This is a genomic window from Corynebacterium silvaticum, assembly GCF_002162115.2.
In the GTDB taxonomy this organism is placed as follows: Bacteria; Actinomycetota; Actinomycetes; order Mycobacteriales; family Mycobacteriaceae; genus Corynebacterium; species Corynebacterium silvaticum.
Map to the genome: position 1 here is coordinate 1,390,462 of NZ_CP021417.2, position 21,169 is coordinate 1,411,630.

Genomic DNA, 21,169 nt, shown 5'->3' on the forward strand with positions numbered 1-21,169 from the left:
ACCAAAAGTCATTCAGTGTGCAGAGCATCAAACACGTTCTGTGCTAATCGCGGGCCAAATCCCTTGACCGCAGCTATCTCTTCCACGGATGCAGCCTTCAGCTTTTTCACCGATCCAAAATGTTTGACCAGTTCGCTTCGTCGTGTCTGACCGAGGCCTTTGATCTCGTCCAACGCAGAGGCACGCATCCTCTTAGAGCGTTGCTGGCGATGGAACGTAATGGCAAACCTGTGCGCCTCGTCTCGTATTTGTTGGATGAGATACATCGCCTGCGAATTACGCGGAAGAATGACTGGCTCATCGTCCTGAGCCACCCACAGCTCTTCCAAGCGTTTCGCAATGCCTACCAATGCAACGTCGTTCACGCCTAGTTCTTCAAAGACCTCATCAGCGGCCGCTACCTGCGGCGCGCCACCATCAACGATGAATAATTGCGGCGGATAAGCAAAGCGTTTACTGTGCTCCACCGTTTCATCTGAGAACGTATAGCCATCAAATTCTTCAGCCTCCGGAACAACGAGCTTATCCTTGTGATGCCGAATAAACCGCCGGCGCACAACTTCTGCAATGGAGGCCACATCATTTGAATGCCCATCTCCCGCGGCATCCTTGATTTTGTACCTTCGGTAATCGGATTTCTTGGGCAAACCGTCTTCAAAAACAACAAGAGAGGCGACGACGTCTGTTCCCTGAATATGGGAAATATCAATGCACTCAATCCGTAGCGGTGCTTCCTCCAAAAATAACGCTTCCTGCAGTTCCTGCAGTGCCGCCGAACGTGCAGTAAGGTCACCAACGCGTTTGAGCTTATGCTGGCGCAAGGCTTCCATCGCATTCGCATGGACGGTCTCCGTGAGCGCCCGTTTATCGCCACGGGCCGGTACCCGTAGGTCTACTGCACTCCCACGCAAGTGCGAAAGAGCTGCTTTGGTGTGCTCCATGTCCAAGGGCGCAATTTCTACAAGTACCTCCTTGGGTACCATGCTTCCTCGTAACTGATAGGAGCTTAAATGCTCATCGACGTATGAGAACTGATCCACCCCACGCCGTACAACATTCGCCTCTTCTTTACTGGTTTCTTCCTCCAGCTGCACCGCATCTGAATAGAAACGAATAAGAAAAGCCTGTAAAAGTTCTTGAAGCTCCTCTTCCGAATTATCTGTGCGCTCTACGATCCACCCGCGCTGCCCTTTGACTCGACCCGCACGAACGTGGAAAAGCTGAATGGAAGCTTCCAGGTCATCTGCACTCATCGCTATAACGTCAGCGTCGGTCCCATCACCCAACACCACAGCCTGCTGTTCCGTGATTTTCTGTACAGCTTGAAGATCGTCCCGCAGCCGAGCGGCGCGCTCAAAATCCAACTCCTCGGCAGCTGTAAGCATCTGTGAGTTAAGAGAAGCCACCACTGCATCCGTTTTCCCCGCCATGAATGAACAAAATCCGTTGACAATATCGCGATGCTCTTGTTCAGTCACTCTGCCGATGCAAGGGGCGGAGCACTTATCGATATAGCCCAAGAGACAGGGACGTCCCAGAGACTCGTGCCGGTTAAAGACTCCTTTTGAACACGTCCGGACAGGGAATACTCGCGTTAATAGGTCCAAGGTTTCTCGCACCGCCCAGGCATGGGAGTACGGGCCAAAATAGCGGATACCTTTGCGTTGTGGACCACGGTAGAAGAATGCGCGAGGGAATCTTTCCTCCACAGAAACGGCAAGCACCGGATAGGTTTTATCATCGCGATACTTCACGTTGAAGCGAGGATCGAATTTCTTAATCCATGTATATTCCAGTTGCAGCGCTTCCACTTCGCTGCCCACCACAGTCCATTCCACGGACGATGCGGTGGTCACCATCTGGCGGGTACGCGGATGTAGTACAGATAAATCCTGAAAATAATTGGATAAGCGTGAGCGAAGATTCTTCGCTTTTCCCACGTACACTACCCTGCCATGGGAATCCCGAAATTTATAGACCCCTGGGTCCGTAGGGATGGAACCAGGGGCAGGACGATACGTTGAAGGATCAGCCACGATTCGCCTTAATCCTCCGGCATATAGTTTGCTTCAAGTGCCCGGAAGCGTTCTACGGCTTGCAGCCCGGCAAGACCGTCTGCGGATTGGAAAGCCCACAATGGAACGTATTCAAAATCAGGAAGCTCAAGTCGCGCCATGCGACTTCCCTCTGGAAAGTTAAGACCGTACACCAAAACCCACGGATAAAACCGGGACCCGATGAAGTTACGCACATCGACGCCATCTTCATTGACCCGAACCCGGGGGCGAGATAAAGCGAGGAAAAATAGCCCAGCAAAAACGACTCCGACGAGGAGATAGCCCCACTGGTCAATCAGCGTGACAGTCGTACCGGTATCCCCGATTGCAACGACGATTGCCAAAAAAATGTGGAGGCCAAGAACAACAGCGGCACTTACCCAAGCCCATATTTTTAGCTTGCGGGAAGTGACAACCTGTTCCCAAGGTTTAGTCGTAGTCAGCGGCGCATCTTGCGCGACGTACTGGTGAATCTCCGCCTCAGTGAGACGCCCAGACCGTGCCTCGGAGCTCGGGCTACCCAGTTTCACATTTTCTTCCGACTGTGCGTCCACTGTACGTTCTCCACGACCTTCTCAACGTTGTCTTCACTGATCAGCGAGGCAGGTAATACGGCACCTTTACCTGCTTTACACGAATCGCTGAACATCCTACTCGGTTGCGTAGCCAGCTACACACTCGTTGGCTGCTCAGCTGTTTCTTTTCACCATATTTAGAAAAATTTTACCTTATCGCTCTACCATACTCCCGTGGCAGTTCTAGGCACCGTCTAAAGAACGAAGCACCACCGCTGTATGGAGAGCCGCCACTGTAGCCTCTGCGCCCTTGTTTTCTACAGAGCCTTCAAATCCGGCTCTATCTCTAGCTTGAGCTTCAGTCTCTGTAGTCAGCACACCATTGCCGATGGGAGTCTGTTCATCAAGAGCAATCCGGGTAAGCCCTTGGGTTACGGAATCACAGACATAGTCAAAATGGGGCGTTCCACCGCGGATGACGCATCCTGATGCTACGACGGCGTCGCAAAGCTTAGCCAAACGTTGCGCCACTATCGGAAGTTCTAATGCCCCTATCACCCGGCGCTCAATCACCTGCGCATGGCACCGCTGTGCCGCGGCGATCGCTTCTGAGTGCAATCTCTGGCAGATTTCTTCATTCCACGTCGATGTCACGATGCCGATAGTCAAGCCTGTAGCGTCGACATGCGTGATATCTGGTAGTCCATCTTTACTCATAAAGCCTCCTGTTACTCGTGCTCGCTCACGTATGTTTCGATCCATGGCAGATCATGGCGCATCCGATCCCGCTTTGTGGTCAAATAGCGAAGGTTATCTTCATTCACTGAAACTTCCACTGGCGTCCGACCAGATACCTCCAAGCCATAGCGAGTCAAGCCCTCATGCTTGCTGGGATTATTGCTCAACAAGTTAGCTGACTGCACACCCAAGTCACGCAGGATAAAAGCAGCTATGCCATAATCACGGGCGTCTGCGGGCAAACCCAATGCAAGGTTCGCGTCTACGGTATCTACCCCACCATCTTGGAGATGATATGCCCGTAGTTTCTCAGCCAAGCCGATCCCGCGGCCCTCTTGGCCCCGCAGATACAGCACCACGCCGCGTCCTTCTTCCTGAACCATTGCCATCGATGCATGGAGCTGTTGCCCGCAGTCACAACGCCTGGATCCAAATACATCTCCAGTCAAGCACTCCGAGTGGACACGAACAAGGACATCTGTTCCGTCATTATCAGCAATATCACCGACCACGAGCGCCACGTGCTCCACTCCATCAGACAGTGCCCGGTATCCCACAGCCGTGAAAAATCCGAAGTCTGTGGGCAGTCGGGTGGATGCCACCCGTTCAGCTATTGGCGTAGCAACCTGCGTGTCCACGGCCGCCGGCCCCTCATAGGGTTTCACTGGGTCATGCTTTGTGCGCCACTCGATCATTTGATCAATGGAGATCAGGGCTAGGCCGTGTTTATTTGCAAATCGACGCAGTTCAGGCCCCCGGGCCATGTCGGTGGGATCGTCCTCGCTTACCACTTCACACAACACGCCCGCCGGCCGTAATCCAGCTAACCGAGCTAAGTCAACAGCTGCTTCTGTATGTCCAGGCCTTTCGAGGACACCACCGGGCAAGGCCCGTAGAGGAACCACATGCCCTGGACGAGTAAAATCGCCCGGGGTTGAAACGGGATCCGCCAATGTTTGGATGGTATGCGCCCTGCTGGTAGCGGAAATTCCAGTGGAACCCGTGTTGGCATCCACTGTTACCGTATATGCAGTTCCTCGGGCATCTTGGTTATGGGCAACCATCGGAGGAAGCGCTAGCCTGTCACAATCTTCACCTGTCAAAGACGCACAGATATACCCCGAAGAATATCGGACCATGAACGCCACAAGCTCAGGCGTTGCTTTTTCCGCGGCGAAAATAATGTCGCCTTCGTTTTCACGATCCTCGTTATCAACAACGATAACGGCTTTCCCCGCAGCAATATCCGCAATCGCAGTGTCCACGGAGTCGAGGCGGACGCGATCAGGGTGTCCAGTGTCATCGTGAGCTGACTGACCAGGTATGTCGATATGGATAGTCACGATGATAACTCTAGCGCGCGTCCAGATTCACGATGCTCGTCGGGGGAACCGCTTGCGCTCTCAGCATCCGTTCCACGTATTTGGCTAATACGTCTACTTCGAGGTTCACACGGTCACCCAACTGACGCTGCCCATGTGTTGTTGCTTGTAAAGTAGTAGGGATAAGGGATACCTCAAACCAATGATTGCCCTCGGTTTCTCCCAGACCAGAGACGGTGAGAGAGGTTCCGTCCACAGAAATCGAACCTTTTTCCACTACATAGCGAGACAACTTTTCAGGCAAGGTAAACCGCAGAACAGTCCAATGTTCTGATTGCTCTCGTGCTATCAGCTCTGCAGTGCCGTCCACATGACCTTGGACAATATGACCGTCGAGACGCCCATCTGCACGTAATGCGCGTTCTAGATTAACCGGTGCACCTACCTTGAGCTCCCCTAAAGACGAACGTACGAGTGATTCCTGCATGACATCCGCGCTAAAAAACCCTTTTTGGATATCAGTAACGGTCAAACACACCCCGTTCACAGCGATGGAGTCCCCCAACGACGTGCCCTCAAGCACCTTATGCGCTGCAATGGAAAGAACAACAGAATCCGATAGCTCTTCCAAGGCTGCCACGGTACCGACTTCTTCTACTATTCCGCTAAACATATTTTCCTTATCGATTCTCTTGCCCACGATTGTTGTACTACGAAAATGCTTATCGACGTCCCACGCATTCTGAACTAGCGCCCCCGCAAGAAAAGCCGCCAACCACACGGCTCTGCGAAGGCACCTGTTCCCTGGGGATCTAACGCTAGTGCTGCCTTACTAAGACCCGCAGGACGTCCTCGTCCAGCAGCTCCACTCGTTGCGTATGCATGTGCGTGGCAGTACTCAGAGTGGGAGAAATGCTGCGAGCAAGAGCGTTCCTACCCGCCCCTAGGAATAGAGGTGCGGAATAATCATGGAATTCATTAATAACGCCTCTCTCAAACGCTGAGGTAATAAGCCCTGCGCCTCCTTCTAAAAGCACATATCGACATCCTCTGTCCCACAGATTGTGCAGAGCCTCATCCAGATCCAAAAACTTCAAGACAGTCGGATCATTGAGGTGTGCATTCTCCGGTAGGCTCCGCGAGCCGACCACAACGCGAAGAGGTTGGCACAAGTGCTCCTCCCCTTTGGGATCTCTCGCGGTAAGCCTCGGGTTATCTGCCAAGGCAGTTCCAGTTCCTACGACAATTGCGTCAAAAAATTGCCGCTGGTGAGTTGCATAACTGCGTGCTGCTTCACCAGTAATCCATTGCGAGGTGCCATCAGCTGCCGCAATAAACCCGTCTATTGTATGAGCTGATTTTCCCACTACATAGGGACGTTGTAAGCGCTGAGACTGAAGCCAGGGGCGTAGGGCTCGAATAGGCAAATCCAAAAAGCTAACGCGGACTCCATTTTTCTGCAAAAACTCGTGTCCACCGCCTTCTTTTCCGCCTGGATCTTTAAGGCAGTAGACAACCTCAGCGATTCCTGCATCAAGAAGCGCTTGGGTACAAGGTCCAGTCCTTCCCTGGTGATGACAAGGTTCCAGCGTCACCACAATCGTGGCACCGCGAGCAGCAGTGCCTGCAGCTCGAAGCGCCATGACCTCAGCATGTGGTCCACCTACTGGTTGGGTATATCCGACCCCAGCGATGTCTCCCTGCGGAGACACCACGGCCGCACCTACCGGTGGGTTAGGGCTCGTCGATCCTTGGGCGAATTCTCCTTGTTCAACAGCTGCATATAAACCAGCCAGGACTGACGCAGAAAGACCATAGGTGGTTAAATCTCTATGCTCACTAAAAAGGCCCACTCCTTGACCGTTAAGTCCAAAGGGCAAGCCAATTTTCTTGTTATCGTGCACGCTGCGCCAATTCTCTAAGCTCATCAATCGCCGCATTGCGATCGCTGTGCTTATACACCGCCGAACCAGCGACAAAGGCATCGCAGCCGGCTTCAGCGGCATGCGCTATGGTCTCTGCGGAAATTCCTCCGTCGATCTCGATAATGACGTCTAGCTTTCGTGTATCGATCTCTTGACGCAACGTCCGAACTTTCTCAAGCTGATCAGGCATAAATTTTTGCCCACCGAACCCAGGTTCCACGCTCATCACCAGAACCTGATCAAACTCCTCCAGGTGCGGAAGGTACGGCTCAATAGCCGTGCCAGGGCGCAAAGAAAACCCGGCGCGAACGCCTCGTTCTCTGATGTGCTGTGCCAGTGCGCTGGGGTTCGAGGTGGCTTCTACATGGAAGATCACGCAGCTAGCGCCGGCCTCGATGTAGTCATCGACCCATTTCTCGGGTTCCTCGATCATAAGGTGAACGTCAAGGGGTTGTTCCGTCGATTTATGGGCGGCCTTGGTGATGTCAGCACCAAAAGAGAGATTGGGGACAAAATGGCCGTCCATAATGTCCACATGGATCCAATCGGCGTGTGACACCTCTGCGATCTCTTCCCCTAACTTGGAAAAGTCAGCGGAAAGGATCGACGGAGCGATAATGGGTTGGCGCGCTTCTGTAGTCATAACTCAGTATCTTAGCCGCGACCTAAACAGCAAGAAACGAGAAGCGTTATTGGGGGCGGCCAGTCCAGATGTGAGCGATGGATTTATGCGCTTGGTTTTTTCAGTACGGCAAAGAACATGGCATCGGTTCCATGCTGATGCGGCCACATTTGAAAGGATTTATATTCTCCAGTGTGGGACATCTCGGGTATCAATGCTGCTGCGTCTTCTTCCACCATTCCTAGATGAGATAGTGCGTGATCAACGATGTCGCGGGTCTCGCGTAGATCTGGTGAACAAGTTGAGTACACTACGACGCCGCCAGGGCGGACGAGTGTGCATGCAGAGGTCAGGAGTTCCTTTTGGAGCGGGACAAGCTCAGTAATGTCTGATTCTTGTTTACGCCAGCGGGCATCGGGGCGACGGCGCAGGGCCCCAAGTCCTGAGCAGGGAGCGTCGACGAGGACGCGGTCGTACTCACTGCTGAGTCCTGGGTTGCGTCCGTCGGCGACTTTTACTCGAACGGGTAGGCCGGCAACGGTCTTTTCTATCAGGCGTGCGCGGTGCTCGGAGACCTCTATGGCGTCTACGTGGGCGACGTCGATACGCGCGAGTGCGCCGAGCAGTGCTGCTTTGCCTCCTGGTCCTGCGCATAGGTCTAGCCATCGACCAGTGTCAGTGCCATCAACGGGTGCTTCTACTAGGGCTCGTGCGATGAGTTGGCTTCCTTCATCTTGTACGGCTGCTAGTTGTTGTTGAACGGGTTCTAGTTCGCCGGGATCGCCGCTTTCAAGGTAGACGGCATAAGGCGAGTATTTGCCTTGTTCCCCACCGGTGATGAGGGATAGTTCCAATGCACTGATCTCGCCGGGGCGGGCCACCAGGTGCACGATCGGGCGATCTGAGTCTGCACGAAGTGTTTCTTCCAGGTTGGAGAGTCCCACGACGCGCGAGAAGCTGTGTGCTATCCATTCGGGATGCGCGGTACGGAACGCGATGTTTGCGACTTCTCCCTGTGGAGCGAGTCGATCCATCCATTCTGCGGGTGTGCTCCGAGAAATGGTGCGCAAGATTCCGTTAGCGAATCCTTTGGCTTTATCGTGGCCTAGGGCTTCCACGATACGGACTGTTGTGTCTACGGCTGCGTGGGGTTCCACTCGCATGTACATCAGCTGATAAGCGCCAAGGCGCAACGCATCCAATAGTTCGGGATGAATCGTATCGAGTCCCCGTGATGAGCACTCCGCGATTAGCGCATCGAGCACGCCTAGTGTGCGTAATGTTCCGTAAGTTAGTTCAGTGGCAAAGGCGGCGTCTCTGCCGTGCACGTTGGCTTTGTTCAGAAGTTTGGGCAGGGTGAGGTTGGCAAAGGCGTTCTCTGAGCTTACGCAGTGGAGAACATGAAAAGCGACGCTTCGCGCGGTGTCCACTCCGGATAGTTTCCGGAATCCGCCTTGTGGTTCACGGTTTTCCCGGGCACGATCGACGGATCTGCGGTTGCCCTGCGATCGCTTTTTTTGCCCGTATGTGCGTTGCGTTTCTGGATCCCTGCCTGCAGTCCTAGCAGGATTAGTTTTTCCTGCAGATCGCGATCGAGATCTGAATCCTCCTTGGCTCATTCGAACCTCAGTCCTTCCTTGTTGTGTAGACCACGAGCCCAATCCGATGCCTGCATTCGTTTCTTACCCTGAGGCTGGATCATGTCTAGCTTCACGCAGCCATGATTTGTGCCTACCAGAACTCGATTTTTCTCGATCATGAGTTCCCCTGCCACCATCGAGCATTCCTCTGCGGGTACGTACGTCACGGGGCCAAGTTTAAAGCGTTGTCCATCTAGTGTTGTCCAAGCACCGGGGCCAGGAGTGACTGATCGGATGAGCCGGTCGATATCTGCACCGGGGGCGTCCCACTGTACTTGTGCATCGTCGGTAAGAATTTTGTGGGCGTATGAGGGTTCTCCGACCTGTGATCGTGGTTCTGCCTTCCCCGCTGCCAGGTCGTCCATCGTTTTTACCAACAAGTCAGCGCCGACATAGGCCAGACGGGTGAGCAGATCATCTGCGGTGTCTGTGGGGTTGATGGGTTCTTCCAACGTATCCAGGATGTCACCGGTGTCTAGCCCTTGGTCTATGCGGAATGTTGTAGCACCGGTGATGGTGTCTCCATTGCGAATGGCTGATTGCACTGGCGCTGCTCCACGCCACGCAGGAAGTAGGGAAAAATGAAGGTTAACCCACCCATGAGGTACTGCGTCGAGCAGATCTTGCGTGATCAAATTGCCATAGGCAACCACGGGGATACAATCCGGGGAGAGCTCTTCCAACCGAGTACGGAAGGCTTCCCCGTCAGGGGTGCCAGGCTTGATGCTGGTTGGGGTGAGTATTTCTATACCGTGTTGTTGCGCGAGCGCAGAAACGGGGGAAGGCTGGAGAGTTCTCCCCCGTCCTTTGGGCGCGTCAGGGCGAGTGAGAACCGCGATCACCTCGTGATCACTGGCGAGTAATTTTTCCAGAGCAACGACTGCGGGTTCTGGAGTGCCCGCAAATATAAGACGCATTTTATCCTTCTTGGGTATGCTGATCCGACTGATTGTCCCGGCTAAGCGTTGAACCACTCAGACTGTCTGATGGTCGCCATTGCATCTTTACGGTGCTCTTTATCAAGCCGCTTAAGGAACAAAATCCCGTCGAGATGGTCCGTCTCATGCTGAATGCAGCGTGACATCAAACCGGAGGCCACCATGGAAAAGGTTTTTCCGGACACGTCTTGACCTGTGACTTTCACTGTCTCAAAACGAACTGTGTCTTCCTGAATATCAGGGATCGACAAACATCCTTCCGGCCCTAATTGAGTGTCCTCCCCAATAGGCTCCCATACCGGATTGATGATGTGCCCACGCAGCCCGTCTTCTATATGCGAGCAATCGTAAACAAATACTCTCTTGGTCACTCCCACTTGGTTGGCGGCAAGCCCTACGCCACCCGCCGCGTCCATTGTTTCAAGCATATCGTTGACCAAGTTTTCTAAACTCTTGTCAAAGACGGTTACTTCATCTGCGCGTGTAGTAAGGACCGGATCGCCAAAAAATCTGATGTCACGAATGGTCAAGAGAATACAGTTCCTTTTTAAGTTCATAGGTTCACATAAAATTTTGCCTGCTAGCTGCGCCACGTCGCGATGAAGCTTGTCGACGCTCGCCAGCATCCTTTTATTTAAGGTAGCAGGGCTGCGTAAGCTTTATCCCACCTTAATGGGATCTACCTTAATGCGAAGCGGCAGTTCTTCCTTACGCGCCCCACGTTCAATCAGCCCAGCGCGTAAGACTTGGCCTAATTGGTTACGCCCAGCCAGTGGGGTCCTAATCAAGATTCGTTGGGGCGGCCCATACTCACGTTCATCATATTCACCAGGAAGTTTACTTCCCGGGGGCAAATCAACGGGCCCTAAAATCTCAGCGTGAGGCGGCAAATCAGTAAACGAAAGAAAAGCGTCCAACGCAGTGCGTGCTCCGTCGATAGCCGCCATATGCGCCGCAGGTGGGAAGTGTACTTCTCGTCGCTCCAACAGTTCTCGATGGGCAGCACCGACCATATCCCACCGGATAAGTGCTTGAACCTGCGGCAAACTAGCATCCGCCGCAATGATGACTTCCCCGCCCGCATCATGCGGGGCTACCAACGTTGCTGCAGCCGCCCACTTAGCGAGCGTATCTTCTCCTGCCCGAAGATCCTGTCGGCCGATCAAAGCCCAGGCATCCAAAAACACAGCAGCACCGTAGCGCCCCGCTATAACTTCTGGCTCAGCACCGGGGGTGGACACAACCAAAGCGGGTTCACTAGGTACCCGGTCGATGACCCTTTGACCACCAGAGGTAATCACTTTTACTCCGGGAAAGGCCCTACCTATTTCTTCAGCAGTTCGCTCAGCGCCCAGCACGACGGCACGCAATTTGTTTGAACCACATTGTGGGCAGTGATAGTGCGAATCAGGACGTCCACACCAACGACACGTGGGTAAAGAGGTCATCCCATTCATCTCTGACCCGGAAGGCAGCTCCAACGGCCCATTGCAATGCCTGCACCTGGCAGGAGAACGGCACGTTCCACAGGAAAGCGTGGGAACGTATCCTTTGCGAGGTACTTGAATTAGCACTGGTTCTTCGCGCTGAAGCCCTGCTCGTAATGCTTTAAACGCGGCAGAGGACATACGTGCGGAAAACGCCAAAGAGTCACGTTCCAATGCGCTATTGGAATCAGCAACAGCACGAACCCTTGGCATCTGGGCGCGAATTCTGTCACGAGAAGCCACAAGATCATGCGCCCATCCAGACTCGACCAACAACTGGGTTTCTGCGGTGCGCGAGTGACCTGCTATCAGCAGTGAACACTGTTGTTGGCTTACCCGCGTGGTCAAAACTTCGCGAGCATGAACGTACGGAGCTCTAGGATCAGAAAGATTCTCGTCCCCGTCATCTTTTATGATCGCCAGTGCAAGGTTGGCCACCGGCGCGAAAGCCGCGCTACGAGTTCCTACTACCAACCGGCCTTGACCATGGAGGATGCTCAAAAACCTGCGATACCGAGCCTGTGGGCCGAGTGCAGATGTGAGCACAGTGATGTGTTTCGCGGAAACGTGGTTGCGTAGCGCCTGCTCCATCTTATCTATGTCACGTTGGTCAGGGACCACGATGAGCACCCCACCGCCATCCTTGGCCACTTTAGCTGCTAATGCTGCCATGGCGGCTGACCAATCATCCCCTGGAGTAATTTGCCACGCTGCACGGGCAGTTTTGCCAGAAATTATCGCATCCACAAAAGACTGACCGTGCACGTATGTAGCCCATGCAGATAAGTCTGGCTCTTCTACCTCACCAAAGTCTTCCCACGGCTGAGCCGTATCTGATTCTTCGGCCTTTGCATGACGTGAGGGAAGAGCAGCGCGGATAAGATCCGAAGTAACCGCTGCATAACGGACAGCTAGGGCGTCGACAAGCTCCCGCATCTCTGGGGTGAAGACCTTTTCCGGAGAGATTACTCGTTCCAGCCATTTGAGTTGTCCCTGGTGTTCTTGGTCCGAAGTCCGCTCAAGCAGCAAGGCATCGACTAAGCGCCCCCCAAAGCGGACTCGCACCCGCACTCCTGGCTGTGCTAGTGCATCTTGCGCCGAATCAATGAGGTACTCAAAAGGGCGGTCTAGGTGAGCGATACCCAAAAGGGGTAAGACCCGTGCCACTGGCAAATGCGGAGCAGGTTCACGGGTCTTAGGCATGTGGAAATCATACATTCTGACTCCACGATTGTGGTGGAGTGGGTAAACCACTCGGAGGTTCTCTACGCAACCATGAGAGGTCTAGAAGCCCACAGCTGAGCGCAAAGCGTCCACCCGGTCAGTCTTTTCCCACGGCAGATCAAGGTCATCCCGACCAAAGTGCCCATATGCTGCGGTATCAGCATAGATCGGGCGTAGTAGGTCTAAATCACGGATAATTGCAGCTGGTCTCAGGTCGAAAACCTCTAGCACGGCCTGCTGGATTTTTTCGTCGGTAAGCTCAGCGTGCGCGGTGCCAAAGGTCTCCACATAGAGTCCCACTGGCTTAGCTCGACCAATCGCATAAGCAACTTGGACTTCTGCGCGATCGGCAAGCCCGGCCGCCACTATGTTTTTAGCGACCCATCGCATGGCATAAGCGCCAGAACGGTCAACTTTACTCGGATCTTTTCCGGAGAAAGCTCCGCCACCATGCCGAGCCATTCCACCATACGTGTCCACGATGATTTTGCGGCCAGTCAAACCAGCATCGCCCATGGGTCCACCAACAATAAAGGAACCTGAAGGGTTAACCAGCAGCGTGTACTCATTATCAGCTAGGTTCCCAGCAATCCCGGCGTCACGGAGAACCCAATCCACAACGTTTTCGCGAATCTGCTCATGCAACCATTCTTGGGTGACCTGTGGATCGTGCTGCGTAGATACCACAACGGTGTCCAGGTGCACCGGTTTCCCGACCTCATCATAAGCAAAGGTAACCTGTGTTTTTCCGTCAGGACGAAGGTTTGGCACAATGCCTTCTTTACGAACCTGCGTTAAACGACGCGACAACCGATGTGCCAGATCAATAGGCAGCGGCATCAGCGTGGTGGTTTCATTGGTTGCATAACCAAACATCAGCCCCTGATCGCCAGCACCCGCCTGATCGTCCTCATCCGTTTGAGAACCGGAACGCACCTCATGCGACTGGTCTACGCCTGCACCAATTTCTTGGGACTGTTCGCCGATAGAAACGCTAACTCCGCAGGTGCGGCCGTCGAAACCGACCTCGGAAGAATTGAATCCAATCTCGATCAGTTTGTCACGGACTAGCTTGGGAATCTCCACATATCCCAATGTCCGAACCTCGCCAACCACATGGACCAAACCGGTTGTAGTCACAGTCTCGACCGCAACACGTGCGTGAGGATCGACGGTTAGCAACGCATCCAAAATCGTGTCTGAGACAGCATCACAGATTTTGTCTGGGTGGCCTTCGGTCACCGATTCGCTGGTAAACAGGCGAAGCTTCGCCTGAGAGTGCTGAGTCACTAAGTTTTGTCCTTACCTAAGAGTGCTGAAGGCATTACGCCATAACAACTGGTGTGCGCTCGCAAGACGATTCCTAGTCTCCTATATACAACACATAATATAGACCAAGCTGTCTAATAAGACAAGCTCGAAGAATGAGACGAACCTTACTTTCGCTACCTGGCCGGTCTAGTCCACTGCACGTTGTTGATCAAGGTTTTTCACTGCGGCATCCAAGATGCTAGAGGCCACGCGCAGTTTAGAACCATCGGGAATTTCCTGATGTTTACCAGAAGGATGCAACAAAAAGCCTCGGTTACGTGTCTCCCCAAAGACCAAACCCTCCCCGACTTCATTGCACATCAAAAGGTCGCAGCCTTTACGCAGGATTTTTTCTCGGGCGAAATCGAGTGCACTATGTGAGGAATCCCCGGTTTCTGCGGCAAACCCCACAATAACCGCCGATTCCTTGATCCGACTATCATGTCGTGCTTCCACGAGAGATTTAAGAATATCGGGATTCTCCACCAGTTCTATGCGAGACAATGCAGCATCCGCTGAGCCCTTCTTTAATTTCAAAGGCGCCGCAGACGCTGGCCTATAATCCGCAACAGCCGCAGACATCACCACGATATCCGCATCCGTAGCTTCAGCCATGCACGCCTCATGCATCTCCCGCGCAGAAGCCACGCGAATCACGCGCGACCCCAACGGAACAGGCAATTCATCCGTACAGCCTGCAACTACGACAACATCAGCCCCTCGCTGTGCAGCAATTTCCGCGCATGCAAATCCCTGGCGACCCGAAGAGCTATTGGTAATACAGCGCACCGGATCTATCCGTTCTTGCGTTCCACCGGCCGAGATCACCACTTTGCGGTTTTCTAAGTCCCGAGGCAGATCAGCACCTTCATACACAGCTAATGCTAAATCGACAATCTGCTGGGGATCGGGCAACCGACCAGGGCCCGAGTCGGCCCCGGTAAGGCGACCATGAGCCGGATCAAGAACCTTAACTCCACGGCGTCGAAGGGTGCGAACATTTTCTTGAGTCGCCGGATGCAGCCACATTTCCGTGTGCATAGCTGGTGCTACAACCACAGGGCATGTAGCAACCAACAGCGTGGCCGTGAGGAGATCGTCGGCACGGCCTGCCACCATCCGCGCGAGAAGATCCGCAGTAGCAGGCGCTATGACGATAAGATCCGCCTGATTGCCGACGTTCACATGCTGCACTTCATCCACGCGATCATAAACGCTGGCGGTAACAGGGTTGCCGGACAACGCTTCCAGAGTCGCAGCGCCGATGAATTTTAATGCATTTGCGGTGGGGACCACTCGCACATCATCGCCAAGCTCTTTGAAAGCTCGCACCACATGACAAGCCTTATACGCCGCGACTCCCCCAGCGATACCTACTACAACCTTCCGAGGTTTAGACACGGAAAGCACCCGACCTTTCTCATTGAAGAAGACCCCTTTACACCGAAACCGGAGATAAAGGGGTCCAAGTAAGAGCAAACCAGAGCGGTTACACCGCGGTGGTTATTAGCCTTCCTCGTGATCAAGCAGTCCCTGCTCGATCTCTCGGAGTGCGATAGACAGCGGCTTTTCCTGAGCCTCAGGCGTGACCAGAGGACCAACGAATTCAAAGACGCCTTCGTCCGCCTGCTGGTAGTAGCTATTGATCTGGCGAGCCCGCTTTGCCGCGAAAATCACCAATGCGTACTTCGACGATACTCGCTTCAGTAGATCGTCGATCGGCGGAGCGGTAATGCCGGTTGGCGCATCATAAACGCCATCGTTGTTCTCAGTAACGTTGGTCACGTTGCTCACTGACACCTTTTCTTAAAAAGCTTAGTAGTTGTGCTGTACTAGGCCGCATAAACCCTCAAGGTTTCATTCTGCGGCGTTGCCACGGTTCCTGCTGCACACCCAAAACGGGAGATTAGCAACACCCGAGCAGGATATCCCGAATCTCAGCGACCGTCTCATTAACCTTATCGTTGGTTACAACGTGCTTAAACTCATCCTGGGATGCCAGCTCCTGACGAGCAGTCTCCAGCCGCCTCTTGATCACGTCTTCGGGCTCCGTTCCCCGCCCAGTAAGACGATCTACAAGGACTTCCCACGATGGCGGAGCTAGGAAAACGGTCTCTGCGTCGGGCTTCAACGCCGCGACGTTACGAGCACCAACAAGATCGACCTCAACCAGCACAGGACGGCCGGCTGATAACGCGTCTTCCACAGGCCCCGCGGGAGTTCCAGACCTCTGCAACCCACCATGGATCTCTGCCCATTCGAGCATGTCCCCACCGTCGATACGATACTGAAACTCCTCGGGAGTCACGAAGAAGTAATCCACACCATCAACTTCACCTGGACGCGGTGCCCTCGTGGTCATCGAAACACTGAAGTAAAGGTTCGGTACTTCCTCGCGAAGGCGATGAACCACCGTGGACTTCCCCACAGCAGATGGTCCAGCTAAAACGACTAGCCGACCTTTTGGGTTATCGCCTGTCATTGATTAATCCTCGGAGAAGCCAAAGCGCTCAAGCAGAGCGCGACGCTGACGATCGCCAAGACCGCGCAGACGGCGTGTCTGAGCAATCTCCAGCTCCTCCATGATTTCCTTGGCCTTAACTTTGCCTACCTTAGGAAGAGACTCGAGGAGAGCGGAAACCTTGGTCTTGCCGATAATCTCGTCAGAAGATGCCTTGTTCAGTACCTCTTTGAGCGTGATGTCACCGCGCTTGAGCTGTTCTTTCAGCTCTGCACGTGCCTTGCGGGCCTCAGCAGCCTTAGCGAGGGCTTCCTTACGCTGCTCGTCGGTCAACTTGGGAAGGGCCACGGGGTTCCTCCGATTCGAAATTTATTATTGGGGATTTGTGACGCTATATGCGCCGGCAATCAACGATACACATTTCTTGAAGTCTCCACTGCACAAACACTCTCAAAAAATTTTGCTCAGTTTCTTTGAAAGCACCACACTGAAAACTTCAATCCTAGCGCCGCATCCAATGAGCTTTAGCCATCCACCGCGCTGCGATGAAACATACTAAAACCCGCGGCACCGCGTTGATTTCCGGTTTAGTCTAGCATCAGATCGCAAAAGTCTAGGTAATCAACCTAAAAAGTTGAAAAACCGCAGTTCACCAAACGGCAAACTGCGATCTATCAAACTCCCACTAGCTGGGAAAACATTAATCTCTAAAATCTAATACGGCGAGAGCTACCGCTTCTTTAAGAGCCTCCACCGACGGGCCCTGCGCAAGAATCGCACGAGAGATATTTGGGAAAGCAAGATCCCTTATTCCCTCAGTAATCCGCGATATATCCTCCGCTGTCGCACCCTGTGCGCCCACTCCAGGGAGCAGAACAGGCCCTGCAAGCTGAGACAGCTGCGGAGGCTCCGCCAGGGTTGCGCCCACGACTACTCCGATATTTCCGGCGTTACCGGATTCAGCATGCCTAGAGTTAGTCTGAGCTACTGAATCCACGATCTGCTGGGATATCGTTCTCCCCTGGCCATCCTGCTGGTCTTGTAATGCACGTGCCTCTGGATTAGACGTCGCAGCTAGGACAAAGACCCCTCGGTTCTTCTGCTCTGCGATGTCCAATACAGGTTTCAGCGAACCATAGCCCAGATGGGGAGACACCGTCACCGCATCGCAGCACAGCGGTGACGCATCGTCTAACCATGCGGTGGCATAACCCGCCATTGTGGATCCAATGTCTCCACGCTTGGCGTCGGCAAGCACTAACGTGCCAGCGTCACGCAAGTGTGCGATCGCGTCTTCCAGAATGGCGAATCCCGAGGAACCATAGGATTCATAGAAGGCAACCTGTGGTTTTACCAGCGCAGTATTTCCGGCAAAAGCCTCCACGCAGATCTCCGTGAAAGCTGCTAAGCCCCGGACATCCGGAGTAAGTCCCCATTGCTCCATCAAAGCTGCATGTGGGTCAATGCCCACACAAAGCCTGCCGTGAGCGGCTCCAGCGTGCCGAAGCCGCTCACCGAAAGTTATCTGTGGTTGTTCCACTGTGTCTTACTTTCCGCTCAATGAATGGTCTAGTTCTTGCAGCGGACGCACGCTGAGCTCGCCTTGCTGCAACGCCTCGATGCCCTGCACAGCAGCCGTAACACCTTGAACTGTGGTTACCAGCGGAACGCCCACAGAGACCGCCGCGGCACGGATTTGGTAGCCATCATGGCGTGCACCAGACGAGCCGGCAGGCGTGTTTAAGATGAGATCAACTTCACCCGCATTGATGATGTCGACGATCGAACGACGCCCACCTAGATCACCCTGCTCTGCGGCTTCCCTCGCCTGCGTCTGTTTGAGGACAACCTCGCACTCAATGCCATTACGTCGTAGCATCCCCGCAGTACCGGATGTGGCCAGCACTTTAAAGCCTAACGACGCCAAACGCTGAATCGGGAAGATGAGCGTCCTTTTATCCCTGTTAGCTACCGAGACAAAGACGGTGCCAGAGGTAGGTAGCGCCCCAAATGCAGCTTGTTCTGCCTTAGCGTAGGCCGCACCAAAGTTATCTGCGAGACCCATGACCTCGCCAGTGGATTTCATCTCTGGGCTCAGCAGGGTGTCAAGCATGCTTCCGTCTGTCCGGCGGAAACGGTTAAACGGCAGGACAGCCTCCTTGACCGCGATAGGAGAATGCTCCGGCAAAGAGCCTCCGTCGAAGTCCGTGGGAATCATGCCTTCTTTTTGCAGCTCAGGAACTGTCGCACCAGCCATAATGCGAGCAGCCGCCTTAGCGAGTGGCACTCCTGTGGCTTTTGAAACAAACGGGACCGTACGCGATGCCCGAGGGTTGGCCTCAATGACATACAGAATGTCGTCCTTGAGTGCGTATTGGACGTTCATTAGTCCTCGCACGCCAATACCATGCGCAAGCGCCTCAGTAGAGCGCCTTACGGTCTCAATGTCTTCTGCCCCCAGGGTCATAGGGGGAAGCGCGCAAGCCGAATCACCCGAGTGGATTCCGGCTTCCTCGATGTGCTCCATCACGCCAGCGAGGTAGACATGTTCGCCGTCGCACAGCGCGTCAACATCGATCTCAATGGCGTTATCCAGGAATCTATCCACAAGAACCGGATGGTCGCTCGTGATCTCCGTAGCGCGATCAATATAACTATGCAGCGCTTTTTCGTCATATACGATTTCCATTCCTCTGCCGCCTAGGACATAGGAAGGACGCACAAGCACTGGGTAACCGATCCGGGAGGCGACCTCCTTGGCGTCCTCAAACGAGGTAGCCGTGCCAAATTCCGGCGCTGGCAGCTGTGCGGCTTTAAGGACATTTCCAAACTCGCCACGATCCTCAGCCAGGTCAATTGCCTCTGGGCTGGTGCCGATAACAGGAAGTCCGGCATCTCTCAGTTTCTCTGCAAGCCCCAGTGGAGTTTGCCCGCCTAGCTGGACGATAACTCCTGCCACCGTGCCGGATTGTGACTCTGCGTGATAAACCTCCATGACATCTTCAAAGGTCAACGGCTCAAAGTAAAGACGATCAGCGGTGTCATAGTCAGTAGAGACAGTCTCAGGGTTGCAGTTAATCATCACTGTTTCATAGCCCACGCGCGAAAGTTCAAGTGCGGCATGAACACAGGAGTAGTCAAACTCAATGCCCTGACCAATCCGGTTCGGACCCGAACCCAGGATAATCATTTTCTCTTTTTCTACCTGCGGGCGAACCTCAGACTCAGCATTCGGATCTAGTTCATAGGAAGAGTAATGGTACGGGGTGGTGGCTTCAAACTCCGCAGCACACGTATCTACTGTTTTGAAAACAGGACGTACGCCTAGAGACCAGCGCAGACGACGCACGCCGTCCTCCCCCGCAAACTCCGGACGCAAAGCAGCAATTTGTTTATCGGACAGTCCTAGGAACTTCGCACGACGTAGCAAAGGCTCATCGAGAACTGGTGCAGCAACTAGCTCCTCACGGAAATCCACAAGCGCTTGCAGCTCTGCGAGGAACCATGGGTCAAGCCCTGAGGCTTCATGCATTTGCTCGATGCTAGCGCCCAGGCGAAGCGCAAGTTCTGCGTCATAAATTCGTCCTTGCGTAGGACGCTTCAGATCTTCCAGCACTGCAGCAACGTCTTGTGCTCGCTCCCCCGCGAAAGCCTCATCGCTGGTGGTCCAGAAACCTGCTTGCTTGTTCTCCAAAGAACGCATGACTTTGCCTAACGACGCAATGTAGTTGCGTCCCAGCGCCATGGCCTCGCCGACTGATTTCATCGTGGTAGTCAGGGTGTCATCAGACCCCACAAACTTTTCAAAGGAAAAACGGGGTGCCTTCACTACTACGTAGTCCAGCATCGGTTCAAAAGCTGCAGGAGTGACTCCCGTGATGTCGTTAGTGATTTCATCCAACGTGTAGCCAATAGCGAGTTTCGCTGCGATCTTTGCGATCGGAAAACCCGTGGCCTTTGAAGCCAAAGCCGAGGAGCGAGACACACGTGGATTCATCTCAATAGTGATCAATCGACCGTCTGCCGGGTTCACTGCGAATTGGATGTTGCAGCCGCCTGTATCTACGCCGACTTCCCGAATGATCGCGATACCTTGATCACGCATCTTCTGATACTCGCGGTCTGTAAGAGTAAGCGCAGGCGCGACCGTTACGGAGTCTCCTGTGTGAACGCCCAATGCATCGACGTTTTCAATGGAGCAGACAATAACCACGTTGTCCGCGCCATCGCGCATCAATTCAAGTTCGTATTCTTTCCATCCCAGAATCGATTCCTCGATCAAGACATTCGCCTCCGGTGAGGCCGCTAAGCCACCACCAGCGATGCGATCCAAGTCTTCTTGGTTAAACGCCAGGCCAGAGCCAAGTCCGCCCATAGTAAAGGAAGGTCGTACCACCACTGGAAGACCGAGCTCCTCGACGGTCTCATAGACTTCATCCATATTGTGGCACACGCGGGAACGAGCGGATTCTCCGCCGACCTTGGTAACGATATCTTTGAATTTCTGTCGGTCTTCGCCGCGTTCGATTGCATCAATATCAGCGCCGATGAGCTCCACATCATACTTTTTCAGGGATCCACGGCGATCAAGCTGGATGGCTGCATTCAGCGCTGTTTGACCGCCTAGGGTAGCAAGCACTGCGTCGACCGGGTGACCTTCAGCTATCTCTTTTTCAAAGATCTTTTCAATGTATTCCGGCTGAATAGGCTCAACATATGTGTGGTCTGCAAACTCCGGATCCGTCATGATGGTTGCCGGATTGGAGTTGATCAAGGTCACACGAAGGCCCTCTTCTTTAAGCACCCGGCATGCTTGAGTACCCGAATAGTCGAATTCGCAGGCTTGACCGATAACGATAGGGCCGGATCCGATAACCAGGACGTGTTTAATGTCAGTACGCTTAGGCATATTTTAAAAACCTTCCTGGT

At 53.7% G+C, this 21,169-nt stretch carries 18 protein-coding genes; all 18 read right to left on the minus strand.

The annotated features are described in order from the left end of the window. Window positions 1-8: 8 nt before the first annotated feature. On the minus strand, window positions 9-2,036 hold the full coding sequence (gene uvrC / locus CBE74_RS18920; RefSeq protein ID WP_087454029.1) for an excinuclease ABC subunit UvrC: 2,028 nt from the start codon (window positions 2,034-2,036) through the stop codon (window positions 9-11). Window positions 2,037-2,044: 8 nt separating this feature from the next. Then, window positions 2,045-2,611, minus strand: a complete 567-nt coding sequence (locus tag CBE74_RS18925) for a PH domain-containing protein (protein ID WP_087454030.1) — start codon at window positions 2,609-2,611, stop codon at window positions 2,045-2,047. Between the two features lie 204 nt (window positions 2,612-2,815). Further along, window positions 2,816-3,289: a 6,7-dimethyl-8-ribityllumazine synthase gene (gene ribH, locus CBE74_RS18930; protein ID WP_087454031.1), complete on the minus strand. Its 474-nt coding sequence runs from the start codon at window positions 3,287-3,289 to the stop codon at window positions 2,816-2,818. An 11-nt stretch (window positions 3,290-3,300) separates the two neighbouring features. Next, a complete protein-coding gene (locus CBE74_RS18935) occupies window positions 3,301-4,647 on the minus strand; it encodes a bifunctional 3,4-dihydroxy-2-butanone-4-phosphate synthase/GTP cyclohydrolase II (RefSeq protein ID WP_375167322.1) in 1,347 nt (448 codons plus the stop codon). A 16-nt stretch (window positions 4,648-4,663) separates the two neighbouring features. Continuing rightward, on the minus strand, window positions 4,664-5,305 hold the full coding sequence (locus CBE74_RS18940) for a riboflavin synthase (protein WP_087454033.1): 642 nt from the start codon (window positions 5,303-5,305) through the stop codon (window positions 4,664-4,666). A 145-nt stretch (window positions 5,306-5,450) separates the two neighbouring features. Beyond that, complete coding sequence (gene ribD, locus CBE74_RS18945; protein WP_087454891.1) at window positions 5,451-6,512, minus strand: bifunctional diaminohydroxyphosphoribosylaminopyrimidine deaminase/5-amino-6-(5-phosphoribosylamino)uracil reductase RibD; 1,062 nt, start codon at window positions 6,510-6,512, stop codon at window positions 5,451-5,453. A gap of 13 nt (window positions 6,513-6,525) precedes the next feature. Beyond that, on the minus strand, window positions 6,526-7,200 hold the full coding sequence (rpe, locus tag CBE74_RS18950; protein ID WP_087454034.1) for a ribulose-phosphate 3-epimerase: 675 nt from the start codon (window positions 7,198-7,200) through the stop codon (window positions 6,526-6,528). 83 nt (window positions 7,201-7,283) lie between these two features. Further along, on the minus strand, window positions 7,284-8,798 hold the full coding sequence (locus CBE74_RS18955; RefSeq protein ID WP_087454035.1) for an RsmB/NOP family class I SAM-dependent RNA methyltransferase: 1,515 nt from the start codon (window positions 8,796-8,798) through the stop codon (window positions 7,284-7,286). Beyond that, on the minus strand, window positions 8,795-9,736 hold the full coding sequence (gene fmt / locus CBE74_RS18960) for a methionyl-tRNA formyltransferase (protein ID WP_087454036.1): 942 nt from the start codon (window positions 9,734-9,736) through the stop codon (window positions 8,795-8,797). Before fmt ends, CBE74_RS18955 begins: the two co-directional genes overlap by 4 nt. 41 nt (window positions 9,737-9,777) lie before the next feature. Next, window positions 9,778-10,287 (minus strand): peptide deformylase, encoded by a 510-nt coding sequence (def, locus tag CBE74_RS18965; RefSeq protein ID WP_087454037.1) that lies wholly within the window; start codon window positions 10,285-10,287, stop codon window positions 9,778-9,780. Window positions 10,288-10,416: 129 nt separating this feature from the next. Beyond that, the gene (locus CBE74_RS18970; protein ID WP_087454038.1) at window positions 10,417-12,462 is read right to left on the minus strand and encodes a primosomal protein N'; all 2,046 of its coding nucleotides are present in this window, start codon (window positions 12,460-12,462) and stop codon (window positions 10,417-10,419) included. Window positions 12,463-12,528: 66 nt separating this feature from the next. Beyond that, a complete protein-coding gene (metK, locus tag CBE74_RS18975; RefSeq protein WP_087454039.1) occupies window positions 12,529-13,758 on the minus strand; it encodes a methionine adenosyltransferase in 1,230 nt (409 codons plus the stop codon). 168 nt (window positions 13,759-13,926) lie between these two features. After that, complete coding sequence (gene coaBC / locus CBE74_RS18980; RefSeq protein ID WP_087454892.1) at window positions 13,927-15,180, minus strand: bifunctional phosphopantothenoylcysteine decarboxylase/phosphopantothenate--cysteine ligase CoaBC; 1,254 nt, start codon at window positions 15,178-15,180, stop codon at window positions 13,927-13,929. Between the two features lie 105 nt (window positions 15,181-15,285). After that, entirely contained in the window at window positions 15,286-15,564 is a 279-nt protein-coding gene (rpoZ, locus tag CBE74_RS18985) for a DNA-directed RNA polymerase subunit omega (RefSeq protein ID WP_013911601.1), read from the minus strand. 121 nt (window positions 15,565-15,685) lie between these two features. Then, window positions 15,686-16,261 (minus strand): guanylate kinase, encoded by a 576-nt coding sequence (gene gmk / locus CBE74_RS18990; protein WP_087454040.1) that lies wholly within the window; start codon window positions 16,259-16,261, stop codon window positions 15,686-15,688. A gap of 3 nt (window positions 16,262-16,264) precedes the next feature. Then, a complete protein-coding gene (gene mihF / locus CBE74_RS18995) occupies window positions 16,265-16,588 on the minus strand; it encodes an integration host factor, actinobacterial type (protein WP_013911603.1) in 324 nt (107 codons plus the stop codon). Window positions 16,589-16,940: 352 nt separating this feature from the next. Next, window positions 16,941-17,765 carry an orotidine-5'-phosphate decarboxylase gene (gene pyrF / locus CBE74_RS19000; protein ID WP_171483226.1) on the minus strand — a complete coding sequence of 275 codons (825 nt, stop codon included), beginning with the start codon at window positions 17,763-17,765 and terminating at the stop codon, window positions 16,941-16,943. Window positions 17,766-17,786: 21 nt separating this feature from the next. Further along, entirely contained in the window at window positions 17,787-21,149 is a 3,363-nt protein-coding gene (carB, locus tag CBE74_RS19005; protein ID WP_087454042.1) for a carbamoyl-phosphate synthase large subunit, read from the minus strand. Between the last annotated feature and the right edge of the window lie 20 nt (window positions 21,150-21,169).